Annotated in this window: 14 protein-coding genes; 4 read left to right on the forward strand and 10 right to left on the reverse strand. The window is 38.7% G+C overall.

Annotation, left to right across the window (positions count from 1 at the left end; all coding sequences use genetic code 11):
- Nucleotides 1–78: 78 nt before the first annotated feature.
- The 4 genes from queG to CXF74_RS01155 all read left to right on the forward strand — a co-directional run bounded on the left by queG (nt 79) and on the right by CXF74_RS01155 (nt 3,366).
- Nucleotides 79–1,245: a tRNA epoxyqueuosine(34) reductase QueG gene (gene queG, locus CXF74_RS01140; RefSeq protein ID WP_101080562.1), complete on the forward strand. Its 1,167-nt coding sequence runs from the start codon at nt 79–81 to the stop codon at nt 1,243–1,245.
- A gap of 266 nt (nt 1,246–1,511) precedes the next feature.
- Nucleotides 1,512–1,841, forward strand: coding sequence for an antibiotic biosynthesis monooxygenase family protein (locus CXF74_RS01145; RefSeq protein WP_101080563.1), 330 nt, complete (start codon nt 1,512–1,514; stop codon nt 1,839–1,841).
- 50 nt (nt 1,842–1,891) lie between these two features.
- Nucleotides 1,892–2,278, forward strand: coding sequence for a DUF2750 domain-containing protein (locus CXF74_RS01150; protein WP_101080564.1), 387 nt, complete (start codon nt 1,892–1,894; stop codon nt 2,276–2,278).
- A gap of 182 nt (nt 2,279–2,460) precedes the next feature.
- Nucleotides 2,461–3,366, forward strand: coding sequence for a LysR family transcriptional regulator (locus CXF74_RS01155; protein WP_101080565.1), 906 nt, complete (start codon nt 2,461–2,463; stop codon nt 3,364–3,366).
- A gap of 61 nt (nt 3,367–3,427) precedes the next feature.
- Here the strand turns inward: CXF74_RS01155 and CXF74_RS01160 are convergent, their stop codons facing one another.
- From CXF74_RS01160 to CXF74_RS01205, 10 genes are all read right to left on the reverse strand, one after another.
- A complete protein-coding gene (locus CXF74_RS01160; protein ID WP_101080566.1) occupies nt 3,428–5,137 on the reverse strand; it encodes a pilus assembly PilX family protein in 1,710 nt (569 codons plus the stop codon).
- A 10-nt stretch (nt 5,138–5,147) separates the two neighbouring features.
- Nucleotides 5,148–5,747 (reverse strand): PilW family protein, encoded by a 600-nt coding sequence (locus CXF74_RS01165; RefSeq protein WP_101080567.1) that lies wholly within the window; start codon nt 5,745–5,747, stop codon nt 5,148–5,150.
- The gene (locus tag CXF74_RS01170; RefSeq protein ID WP_101080568.1) at nt 5,744–6,169 is read right to left on the reverse strand and encodes a type IV pilus modification PilV family protein; all 426 of its coding nucleotides are present in this window, start codon (nt 6,167–6,169) and stop codon (nt 5,744–5,746) included. The genes CXF74_RS01165 and CXF74_RS01170 overlap by 4 nt, the downstream gene beginning before the upstream one ends.
- A complete protein-coding gene (locus CXF74_RS01175) occupies nt 6,166–6,579 on the reverse strand; it encodes a GspH/FimT family pseudopilin (RefSeq protein ID WP_101080569.1) in 414 nt (137 codons plus the stop codon). The genes CXF74_RS01170 and CXF74_RS01175 overlap by 4 nt, the downstream gene beginning before the upstream one ends.
- A gap of 47 nt (nt 6,580–6,626) precedes the next feature.
- A complete protein-coding gene (locus tag CXF74_RS01180; RefSeq protein ID WP_101080570.1) occupies nt 6,627–7,031 on the reverse strand; it encodes a type IV pilin protein in 405 nt (134 codons plus the stop codon).
- 449 nt (nt 7,032–7,480) lie between these two features.
- Entirely contained in the window at nt 7,481–8,413 is a 933-nt protein-coding gene (locus tag CXF74_RS01185) for a DUF7305 domain-containing protein (RefSeq protein WP_101080571.1), read from the reverse strand.
- Nucleotides 8,400–9,188, reverse strand: coding sequence for a hypothetical protein (locus CXF74_RS01190; RefSeq protein WP_101080572.1), 789 nt, complete (start codon nt 9,186–9,188; stop codon nt 8,400–8,402). Before CXF74_RS01190 ends, CXF74_RS01185 begins: the two co-directional genes overlap by 14 nt.
- Nucleotides 9,189–9,645: 457 nt before the next feature.
- The gene (locus CXF74_RS01195; RefSeq protein WP_198552743.1) at nt 9,646–10,113 is read right to left on the reverse strand and encodes an FKBP-type peptidyl-prolyl cis-trans isomerase; all 468 of its coding nucleotides are present in this window, start codon (nt 10,111–10,113) and stop codon (nt 9,646–9,648) included.
- Between the two features lie 39 nt (nt 10,114–10,152).
- Nucleotides 10,153–10,626 carry an NYN domain-containing protein gene (locus tag CXF74_RS01200; RefSeq protein WP_101080574.1) on the reverse strand — a complete coding sequence of 158 codons (474 nt, stop codon included), beginning with the start codon at nt 10,624–10,626 and terminating at the stop codon, nt 10,153–10,155.
- 136 nt (nt 10,627–10,762) lie between these two features.
- Nucleotides 10,763–12,046 carry a DEAD/DEAH box helicase gene (locus CXF74_RS01205; RefSeq protein ID WP_101080575.1) on the reverse strand — a complete coding sequence of 428 codons (1,284 nt, stop codon included), beginning with the start codon at nt 12,044–12,046 and terminating at the stop codon, nt 10,763–10,765.
- Nucleotides 12,047–12,071 lie beyond the last annotated feature (25 nt).

Below are 12,071 nucleotides of genomic sequence, written 5' to 3' on the forward strand. Positions count from 1 at the left end.
ATTCTTGTCCTATTTATGCCAATAAGAATAAGTAGCACTCCAATTGGTATTACACATAATTGTAAGAAAGAGAAAATAATGGTTGAGAAAATTACGCCCGATGAAACATTTAATCATCAGGACATCGATTTAATTCAGTTATCTGAAAATATCAAGCTCTGGGGAAAAGCGCTAGGTTTTCAGCAAGTGGGTATCTCAGATATCGATCTCAAGCAACATGAAGCTAAATTACAACAGTGGTTAGACAATAAATATCACGGTGAAATGGATTATATGGAAAAGCATGGCATGAAACGCGCGCGCCCTGCTGAACTTCATCCAGGCACATTACGCGTTATTTCAGTGCGCATGGATTACCTGCCAGACAACGCCCAATTTGCACGTACGCTTAAAAATAAAGACAACGCGTATATTAGTCGTTATGCACTGGGTCGTGATTACCATAAAGTGATACGTAAACGCTTAAAACAACTCGGTCAAAAAATTGAGGAGCAAGTCGGCAAGTTGGGTTATCGCCCTTTTGTGGATAGCGCTCCTGTTTTAGAGCGTCCTCTAGCTGAAAAGGCAGGCCTTGGCTGGACAGGTAAGCACTCACTATTAATTGATGCTAAAAATGGCTCATGGTTTTTTATCGGTGAGTTAATGATAGACCTGCCATTACCCGTTGATAAACCGGTTGAAGAAAAATGCGGACAATGTGTTGCTTGTATCAAGATATGCCCGACGCAGGCCATTGTGGCACCTTATGTGGTTGATGGTCGACGCTGTATCTCTTATTTAACCATCGAATTACAAGGCGCTATTCCGGTTGAATTTCGTAAAGCGATTGGTAATCGAATTTATGGTTGTGATGATTGCCAACTTATCTGCCCGTGGAATCGCTTTGCAAATACCACACAAGAGCAAGACTACCAAGCACGCCATCAACTTGAAAAACAACCGTTACTGGATCTGTTTTCTTGGACTGAAGCGCAGTTTTTAAGTAATACCGAAGGCTCACCAATTCGTCGAATCGGTTATGAACGTTGGTTGCGTAATATTGCGGTCGCGTTAGGTAACGCACCTTCAAGCCCAGCTGTTGTAGAATCACTTAACAACAAACGATTAGAAAGCGATTCTGATTTATTAAATGAGCATATCGATTGGGCATTAGAACAACATACAATGCAAATCCCTATTGTTACCGATAGATTGAACAATCGTTTGATTAAAGCGATTGAAAAAGGGTTACCAAGAGACGCTTAAGGTTACTCACCTGTTTAACTAAATACCTTACTAGAAGCCTCTAAATCACACAGAGAGCACGAAGAAAACAGAATAATGAATCACCTTTATTTTTCTTCGCGTCTTTGTTGTGAAATCGCTTTTGAAGTAGATCCCATCTCAGCGAATAAACACCTCATCATTTATATAAAACATGTTACGTTTACGAATATATAGGTAACTCACCTTGACAGATAAGCTATTGTCTCTAAAGCTTAAAGTCTGATTTACAGCTAGCAGGAGGATTTATGATCACAGTACTTTTCCGTTGGGATATCAAACCACAGTGTGAGCAAGCTTTTAAAGAGGGCTGGTCTGAGATTATTCACCGTAATATTGAAAAATATGGTGCATTAGGATCACGCTTACATAAAAGCCACGATAATCAGTGGATCTCCTATAGCCAATGGATTAGCGAAGAACACTATAAAAATGCGCAGAATTGCCAAGATAAACATGAGCAAGCACGTATTAAGATGATCACTGCGATTAACAGAACTTATGAGCCCATTATTATGGTGCCTATTCTTGATCACCTGCTTGCGAGTGAAACATCACAACCACAGTTATTGCCTTAATCGGCCATGAGCGGTACGCTAGTGGTTATAAACTTCAAGTAGGAAAGATAATGAGTACAGCACTTACTGAGCAACAAGTTAAAGATATTCAAAATTTAGACGCGCAAAAACGTTATAACTACCTACTTAAAGAGGTGGTTAAAAACCAAGAGATTTGGTTATTAGTCGATGAACACGGCTGTGTCATGTTAAATAGTGAAGATGAAGATTGTGTACCGGTTTGGCCAAATGAAGAGTTTGCAATCTCTTGGGCAACCGAGGAATGGTCGCACTGTAAAGCAGAACCTATCTCACTCGAAAAATGGCACTCTCGTTGGACACATGGTCTTGAAGATGATGAATTAGCATTAGTTATTTTCCCTGATCAAAATAGCGAAGGGTTAATCTTCTTCCCAGATGAGTTTGATTTTGAACTAAAACAGCAAAAACGAAAATAATTTATTCGTTAATAATACTAACTACGCTAATGATACTTTCATTAGCGTAGCTTTCCCAACGCGCCTCTGCTTAATAAAAAACATCTTCTCGATTCTGATAAACAGCACATCATATTGCTTAATTTTTTTATACCGTTAAATTAAGTTAATCTACTCATTTTAGTGAAAATAATAAGGCCATAATGAAAAACAATGGGATCACCCTTGAAGCAATCAATGTATTAGATGCGATTGATAAACGTGGTAGTTACGCCGCCGCCGCTGAGCAACTTAACAAAGTTCCCTCTGCACTCTCTTACATTGTGCAAAAATTAGAAGATCAGTTACAAGTGACTATTTTTCAAAAACAAGGTCGTCGTGCAGTGCTAACTCCAGCGGGTAAAAACCTATTAATTGAAGGTCGCTTGATTTTAGAAGCCGTACAGCGCCTTGCTGATAAAACACAAACAATCGCTAATGGTTGGGAACCCAAACTTAATATTGCGATCAGTTCAATTTTACACTGCGATAGTATTTTTTCAGTATTCAAAGCCTTTTTAGATGAACACCCCACGGTTGAAATGGATATCAGTGAAGAGATAATGAATGGCGCATGGGAAGCCTTAGTTGACGATAGAGTGGATATGATTGTTGGCGCTTCCGGTGATATACCTAAGCAAAAAGGTATACAAACAGTACCGCTTTGCTTTTTCGACCCTGTCTTCGCAGTCACTCCTGAACACCCATTGGCTAAGAAAGCACAGCCAATTTCCCATGACATTATTGAACAATACCGCGCTGTAGTGGCGCACGACACCGCAAAACAATGGATCACACAAACCCATTCAGTGATCAGTAAAGACAACTACTTTTACGTACCCAGTGTGGAATATAAATTACGCGCACAATTACAGGGCATAGGTTGCGGTTTTTTACCCCGCTCACGCATTCAGAAGTATCTTGATAGTGGTCAATTTATTGAACTGAAACTCATTCCAGAGCATCAACCCGTACCCTTGTATTTAGCCTGGAAAACGGTGAATCGAGGTAAGGCACTGCAGAGTGTCAGGGAGATGTTGATTGCGCAGAAAGGGAATATTTATTGTTGATTTGATAATGTCTCTATAAAAGAGAAGTAAAGTGATATTGCCTAAACTTCTCTTTTAATTTTTATAATGGGTAGTGGTAGTAACTAGATAGCATGAACGTAGTTTCAGTTCCAATCAGAGTTTCCGATTTAGCACTTCCTAATTTTTCATCGTAATGAATACCGATATCACCAATTACATCAACGGCTTTGCCTCGCATTGCACCATAAATCTCACCCGATGCCCGTGCTTGAACATAACCTAAAGGAGCATGGATGTTCACGTACATATTAGCGGCGCCAGTCACAAGAAATGCAGAGTCAACATTTTGTCGTGCATCAGAGAAACCTGAGTTATATGCATCATCTACCAAACCAACGCTTTGAAAAGATGAATATACACTTAATGGTGCATTACCAGTATCATTAAGTTTTGCTGAATTGGGAAATACTGCGGCAGCTGCACCGATTGTTATTTTACTATCGGTAATAATTGTTAACGAACTAGTCGTTTCTTCCCCTGTTTTAAACTTGAACCCCGTCCCACCATTGCCTAGTTCAATATCACCTTTAACTAAAAAAACGACATCCCCTGATATTTCAATATCTTGGTTGACCAGCTCTAATGAATCAAAAACATATACTGCTTGCGCTGTTTGCGTATCTCGAAAACCTAATGTAGATAAGTCCATGGGTACTGTTTGGACTTCAGTAAAGCTTCCGCTACCCGATGATAAATGAGCATTTGTACCAACATTAATGTCATCAGAAAAAGTGAGGGTGCTTAAGGCTGTCCCATCATCTTTAACCATTGTAGACATGTTTGCACCAGTAGGTGTACCAGTCTTCATATCATCTATAACCTTTACAATACCTTTTGTATCACAATCTCCTTTCATCTTTTGAGGCTTTCCATTTTTCACATGAGAGGTTCCTGCTCCTAATGTAGCCGTTGAATCTTGATAAGGGTTATTTTCATTACCCACTTGTAACAAGCCCCCATGAGTAACTTGCCCGTCAATTGCACGCGTTCCATAATACTTGAGGTCATTATAGGTATTTAAGCCTCCATTTATAGTGAAATTCTCAATAGTGGTATCGCCACCAGCATGCGTATTACCAGAGAAACCATCTTTCAATTTAATATTGGTTTGAGCAGATACATCACCTGTTATATTGGATGTGCCAGAAGATGCATCGACAGAGCCATTTGAGGTCACACTTCCCTGGACGGTTCCATTGCCAATATTAATTTCACTTGTATCTGAAATCGTCGCTATATCTGCATTGTTAGCTGTACTTCCTGAAGTATAAGGTCCAAGGTTTCCAACTCCGTTATAACTATCAACAAGCGCACCTTCAATATTTATTCCTTCACAACCTACAATTGCATCAGGAAACTCAGTAATAGTCTGCGGGCCTTTCATGTGAATTTTTGCTTTGAAATATGCAACTGAATCGTAATTTTCACCTTTACTGATAAAAGTAAAAATATTGTTTGTATCCACACTGGCGCTATACACCGTCATTTGGGGAGCGTTCAAAAAGCCATTGTTTATTGCAGAGGTTAGTATTGCGCTACTTGCCCCTGGTATATTTTCAGTTTCAATATATTCGAATGCTTTAAACACTCCTTTTTCAGCCATCGCACGCGCATTCATCTCTTTCTGTTGATTACCACCAATACGCTCTTGTAATTGATTACCTTTTATTTCTGAAAAAGTATAAAGAGTCGAAACGGTAGTAATTAATAAAACTGAAATTAATACAAATCCATTTTGTGATTTTTTCACTGTTATATCCTTATAAACTGGTGTTGCTACCGCCACTGACGCCAGCATCAATTAATATTCGTTGACGCATTGCAAGACTAAAAGTAAAACCGGTGACACCCATCGTATCGGCACCCCCTGTTGGCATTCCAGCAACTTTTAAATTGATATCAATGCCTTTTTTAGTACCTGTTGCTAATGAAGCAGAAATTGAAAGCACATCCAATGCGACTAACTTACTCGGTGTAGTCGGCGCACCCGCACTTGCTTTTGTTTCGCAATAAAGGTGGTCATTTGAGATCTTAAAAGTATTGATGGCTCCCGACATTTGTTGTTCACCTAAGCATCCATAAAAAAGGTTCTCGTCAGCCTCCGCACCGTAAGTAATCACTATTTGTTGTTTACCACTGATCACGTCAATGCTTAGCCCTTCACCTTGGCGTATTGAGCGGGCAAGTAAATAATGCGCGCCCCGTAAAGACTCTTGCGCATTAGATAACTTCTGAGACCTATCAATACTGCTCTGTAATGAGCTGTATACCGATGTACAAGCGAGAATAAGCGTTAAACTTATTGTCATTGCAATCATTAATTCAACCAGTGAAAAACCAGCTTGTTTTAATGGGTTCATTTACATTTCCCCGCAAAGTCGGGATAGGTAACATTTAGAATCACTTGATCGTTTGCAGCGTCTGTATCGAAGTTTTTATCATTCCACTCGACAATCACTTTATCTTCTAATTGAACGTCCGTAGTAATACCCGTGCTCGTTGCTCCGGATAAGCCGGCCGTTAAATCAGCTTTCCAAGCATCGTAAACATCTTTATATATAGTAGCAGTTGGTGTATCCGTTCCATCAATATCACATAAATTCTGCCATACTTTATCGACCAACGTATTGGCTTCTATTGTTGCTATCGTATAATTAAAACTGGATTGTGAAGAGCGTAAAATATTGAGTTCTAACATTACTAACCCTAATACAGCAACACCCGCAATGAACATTGAGATAAGTACTTCAAAAAGAGTAAATCCTTGTTCTTTCTTGATCATATGCAAGCCCCTTTTTTACTTTGACCACTTTCTAACACACAAATACTTGATGTACGTGATGCTGAAGAAACAGTTAAAAAAGTGAATCCTGCTATATTGATAGATCCTCGTCCAAATACAGTAATTTCAGCACCACTGACTTCAATCGATGCGTGCGGTTTTTTTACTTCTAGTAATATATCATTACCACTATTTACAACCTCCCAACCGTCAGACCAGTCGCTTACTGTTTTTGGTTTTAATGTCATTGGGGATGAGGTTTTTATTGCTTCTGAACGGGCAAATCGATATGCATTATAAAGATCATTTGTCGCTTGAGAAAATCGCCCTTGCTCTACAAATTTATTATAACTAGGCACGCCAACTGAACTAAGGATGCCGATAATCGCGAGCACAACTAAAAGCTCGATTAGAGTAAAACCTAATTGTTTTTTTTAAGTCTGAAGTTAGCATACGTTTACCAACACTGATCAGAAACATCAGAACCGCCTTTAGTCGCAGTGGTTTTTCCTGTTTGGATGAGAGTCATGACGCCACAGATATCAGAACCTTGGCCCCCGCTAGGAGTCGCTGTAATAATAAAACTAGCAGGCGCTAGATTAGTGGCGACAGTAGGAACAAATGTCGTATTATAAGTATCGACTAGCTCAACACCTGTCGCGGCGGCATCTGCCGGGTAATCACCTTGACGGGCATATTGGCGCTCTGCAACTAGTGACATTTTAGTCATGGCAAGCTGCACATCAATACGATTAGCTTTGCGCACATGTGCCTGATATGAGGGTAATGCGATAGCCACTAAAATACCGATGATTGCTATAACGATCAGTAATTCTATAAGTGTAAAACCTTTATTTTCCATAATATAAACAATTCCATTATTCCATTATTCCATTATTCCATTAATTTAAACTCTAAAAGTAAACTTTTACAGGCCCTTGTTATTCAGCAGTCTGAGCTTCTATTCATTGCCAGCATAGATCTCTTTTGATTTTCACTTAGCATAAAATATTAGTAGTGCAATAATACAGCAAATACAAGTTCAAAAATGGTATTTCATCTATTATTTAAAAGAATAATAGAAAAGCACTTTTACACACAACCTCCAATAAAATATATTTATTCTAGGTAGCGACAATCAAGCCTTTAAAAGCAATACTTCCATTACGAATGATAGAGTCATGTTCTTTGAAGGGAGATATAAAATAAGAAGTATTTACAATAATACGGGTAAATAACCATAAACAGTATAGATTATTTACCTGTCAGCATAGGAGATTGACTATTAACTTAGCAGGCAGTTGTCTCTAATTAGGGATAATAGTAATAAACCGAAGCGAATTTCACCCCTTCATTACCACTACCGGAGACAGGAGTCCCAGAGCCTAATTTTTCATCATAATGAATACTACCAGAACCAGAAACCTCTACAGACTTTCCAAGAATCGCTCCTTTGAATGATCCACCTGCATTCATTGAGACTTTACCCAACGGTGCGTCAACGGTCATATTCATGTTTCTTCCTTGAAGATCAACTGCAACGTCATTTCCTGTCGTCTTTTGAGCTGATATTAAGGTCATAGGGGATTTATTTGTAGAAGTAACCGTACCATTTGAATTAGGAATTTCAATGATCTCTGCGTCAGAAATTGTTTTGGTTTTTCCAGCAACAACCATCGTTAAACTTCCCCCATTTTCAATGGTAATTTGAGAGCCTCCACCGTCCATTGTAAAGTTATTTTTAACAACAATAAAAACATCTCCTGAAATAGTAATATCTCGAGAATTTAAATGAAAATTATCATATACATGTGCCGAACGGGTTTCGCCTAATAGTTCAATTTCAGAAGCAGGATACTGTTTCATTAAAGGCTTAGTTGGATCGTTTTCTACATACCCAGAATTAAAGCAATCCGCTTTATTAGCAGTGAATTTAAAAGGAGTATCTTGAGTTTGCCAAGAAGTAGGTTTGAAGTGTCCATTGCTTACAAAGTCACCATAATTTTGACTTTCAATGGCAAGGCCTTTCTTATCACACGCTTCTGTTTTTACATTATTACTTTTTACTGTTGGGTCATGCTTAGATAATGCTTCGTTATAATCGCCTGATATAGTACCTTTATGATTTACACTGCCGTCAATATTAATCGTATTAGAAGCATCTCCAGCAACAAATGCATTTTGCTTAACGGGGTTAAAATTCGCATTTAAATCTCCTCCAGAGTGAATGTCACCGGAAACCACTTCCAGTAGGGATAGCCTCTTTAGTAGTAAAACCTACGTTCCCATTTGTTTTAATATCCCCTACGACCTTAGATCCATTACCCGTATAGTTACCTGTTGCATTAACATTACCGTAAATGGGCGCTTTACCCGTTTGACTAATATCACCTTTAGCCCCTTGAATTGCATCATATGTCGTTGATACATTTGCATTTGCATTTGCATTTACATATTCGTCAGGGGTTGCCGGGGCATTCTGTGTTGGTAAAGAATAATCTTTCCCATATTTATCCTTAAACTGCTTCTCATAAGAGCCCTTTCTAGAATCGAAGCTATCGACCACACCACCAGCCCCCATTACAACACCCTCGCAGCTAACAATAGCAGCATCGTATTCTCCCCCACTACTCGTAACACCGACTTCTATTTCAGCTTTGAGATAAGCAACAGCACCTTGATGAATACCTTTGCTAGTAATAAGCAAGGAATTAGCTGTCGCCCCTACTTTTGCAGTTAGTGTATATTCGCCTGGTACGGTTTTCCCGTCTAAAGCTAAAATAATATCTGCAATAGGTGTGGGAGGCGTTAAAGCTTGTTTTGCTTGGGTATATGAATAACTTGCAAAAATGCCTTTTTCAGCTTCAGAGCGAGCATTAAGTTCTTTGATTTGGTTGCCGGCAATACATTCTTGCAATCGGTTTTCATCAATGGCAGAAAAAGCAAAAAAAGTAGAGATAGAAGTGATAAGCAGTACTGATATGAGTACAAACCCTTGCTGTTTTCCTTTGATTAACACAATAACATCCTTAATTTCAGCTGACACAATACTTTGACACGATACAAACGCGTCAAAGAGATAACCAGTGTCACTAAAAATAAGTGATAGTTTTTATTAAAAAAAAGATGCATTCCTTGCAATGTTCACTCTAAAATCCTTTTAAAGCAAACTGGTTCTAAAGGTAGATTACAGTAATATTATTTAACGTAAAGCTCGCTTTGTAAAATTAAAGTTAAATGTACTCTAATTATCAACGGATTCACATTTAGCTCACAAAACAAACTATTTGTTTGCTTTGTGTCTAAATTAAGTTATGGAAGCATTGATGGAAATATGGGAAAGTAAGTAGACTAATTATGGGGATAGAGTCAAAAATAAGGGGCATGCTAATAAAGTGGCTAACTTGAGATGGATTCCCTACCCTCCAGCATTAGCAAGAGGGTGATTCTAATTAGAGTAATGGCATAAAATGAAATTATTGAATATCGAATAACTCAATATCAAAGATAAGCATTGAACCTGCTGGAATGCTTCCGGCGCTACGCTTTCCGTATGCGAGATTGCTTGGAATGTAGAAACGATACTTATCCCCTTCAACCATTAACTGCACACCTTCAGTCCAGCCCGAAATCACTTGGTTCAGTTTAAAAGAAATCGTTTTGTTACGATCAACAGAACTGTCAAAAACAGTACCGTCAATTAATGTGCCGTGATAATGCACGGTTACTTTACTGTTGGCTGTAGGGTGAACTTGCCCCTCACCTTTCGTTAATACTTGGTATTGCAAACCAGACTCTGTTGTTTGCATGCCTTCTTTTAAAGCGTTCCCAGCTAAAAAATCAGTCCCTATCTGGATGTTTTGTGGTGCATTTTTATTAGCCACAAAGGTTTGGAAAATAAAAAATAACGCGATTAATAACAGTGCAATTAGAACAATTTTCAAGTTAATACCTTAAATGAATGAGATTAAAAAGTTACTTTACTAAAGTAGTAACTCACTGTCGATAGGATGAAACGTCGTACAACTATTAATTAACGCTTTTGCAGTCAACTTAGGCACGCCATAAGCTTGGGTTTCTACCAAAAAAGAGTCTTTTACTTTATCCAATAAAATAGCAAAGTCACCATCACCTGACAATAAAACGATGATATCGACCTGCGGGGAAACTTCCATAATGTCTATGGTGATCCCCACATCCCAATCGCCCTTTGCACTGCCATCACTGCGTTGAATATAAGGTTTTAATTTCACATCAAAGCCGATGTGTTTCAATACATCCTGGAATTTTTGTTGCTGGCTATCGCCTTTATCGATCGCATAAGCAAAGGCATGGGTTATTTGCCCTTGTGCTTTGATGAGTTGCCATACTTTACGATAGTTAAACTGTTTGCCATAGGCTTGGCGGGAGGTGTAATAAATATTTTGTACATCTGCGAATATGGCAATTTTTTTCATTTAGAAGTCTACTTTTTACGGCTCGCGATTTTTAAGAGGTCGAGATGATGCCATATTCAAAAATGAAAAAGCCCCAAATAAGGTCATTATTTGGGGCTTAATTGATTTCATTCTCAAATTAGTGAGCTAAGGCTACTTATTCACTCACAAAATTATTACGTGTACCACGCTGTTTTTGACTACTACCCGTGCCAGCACCAGAGCGTTGGCCATCGCGATGTCCTGTTCTTGCATTTTTAGGCTTGTTAGGTTTGCTAGGTGCGTCTAAACCAGAAGGTGGTAATGGTGTACCCGGTTCAAAACCAGCAACGGTTTTACGCGGAATCACTTTTTTGATTAACTTCTCAATGTCTTTAAGCAGTTTAAACTCTTCTGCACAAACTAATGAAACAGCTTCACCTACATTACCAGCACGACCAGTACGACCGATACGGTGAACATAATCTTCACTTACATGCGGTAAATCGAAGTTAACTACTTGAGGTAGTTGGTCGATATCAATACCACGTGCAGCGATATCTGTTGCAACCAATACATTTACTTGGCCGTCTTTAAAGGCAGCTAACGCTTTAGTACGTGCGCCTTGGCTCTTATTACCATGAATAGCGGCAGCGCGAATGCCACGAGCTTCAAGCTGTTTTGTTAAACGGTTAGCACCGTGTTTAGTTTTCGAGAAAACTAATACTTGTTTCCAATCATTCTCTTTAATTAACGTGGTTAATAAAGGCGATTTTTTAGTTTTATCCACTTCATAAACAAACTGAGTCACACTTTCAGCCGTTGTATTACGTGGACTTACTGAAATTTCAACTGGATTATTAACTAACCCTTTAGCCAATTTACGAATATCAGGAGAAAAAGTAGCAGAGAAAAGTAAGTTTTGACGCTCTGTCGGTAAGAACTTGATAATACGTTTGATATCGTGAATAAAGCCCATATCTAGCATTCTGTCAGCTTCATCTAATACTAATACTTCTAATTGTTTGAAACGTACTGCATTTTGCTGATACAAATCTAATAAACGACCCGGTGTTGCAACAAGCACATCTACACCTTGGCGAAGTAGTTGCATTTGTGGGTTAATTTTAACACCACCAAATACGACAGCACTTCTTAGTGGTAAGTTTTTACCGTAGTTTTTAACACTTTCATGTATTTGAGCAGCAAGCTCACGTGTTGGCGTTAAAATTAATACACGTACTTGATTTGCTTTAGCACGCTCACCATTCATTAAATTAGCTAATAAAGGTAGTGTGAAACCCGCTGTTTTACCTGTACCCGTTTGGGCAGCCGCCATTATATCTTTCCCTTCTAAAATAACAGGGATAGCTTGCGCTTGTATCGGTGAAGGTTCTGTATAGCCTTGTTCTTTAACCGCACGTAATAGCTCTTCAGGTAAACCAAGGGAGTCAAAACTCATAAATTAATCTCTTTTATATAGGGGG

This window comes from Psychromonas sp. Urea-02u-13 (assembly GCF_002835995.1).
Lineage (GTDB): Bacteria > Pseudomonadota > Gammaproteobacteria > Enterobacterales > Psychromonadaceae > Psychromonas.

Coding starts and splice junctions, on each gene's coding strand:
- queG (WP_101080562.1), top strand. CDS start 79: ATGGTTGAGAAAATTACGCCCGATGAAACATTTAATCATCAGGACATC.
- CXF74_RS01145 (WP_101080563.1), top strand. CDS start 1,512: ATGATCACAGTACTTTTCCGTTGGGATATCAAACCACAGTGTGAGCAA.
- CXF74_RS01150 (WP_101080564.1), top strand. CDS start 1,892: ATGAGTACAGCACTTACTGAGCAACAAGTTAAAGATATTCAAAATTTA.
- CXF74_RS01155 (WP_101080565.1), top strand. CDS start 2,461: ATGAAAAACAATGGGATCACCCTTGAAGCAATCAATGTATTAGATGCG.
- CXF74_RS01165 (WP_101080567.1), bottom strand. CDS start 5,747: ATGAACCCATTAAAACAAGCTGGTTTTTCACTGGTTGAATTAATGATT.
- CXF74_RS01170 (WP_101080568.1), bottom strand. CDS start 6,169: ATGATCAAGAAAGAACAAGGATTTACTCTTTTTGAAGTACTTATCTCA.
- CXF74_RS01180 (WP_101080570.1), bottom strand. CDS start 7,031: ATGGAAAATAAAGGTTTTACACTTATAGAATTACTGATCGTTATAGCA.
- CXF74_RS01200 (WP_101080574.1), bottom strand. CDS start 10,626: ATGAAAAAAATTGCCATATTCGCAGATGTACAAAATATTTATTACACC.
- CXF74_RS01205 (WP_101080575.1), bottom strand. CDS start 12,046: ATGAGTTTTGACTCCCTTGGTTTACCTGAAGAGCTATTACGTGCGGTT.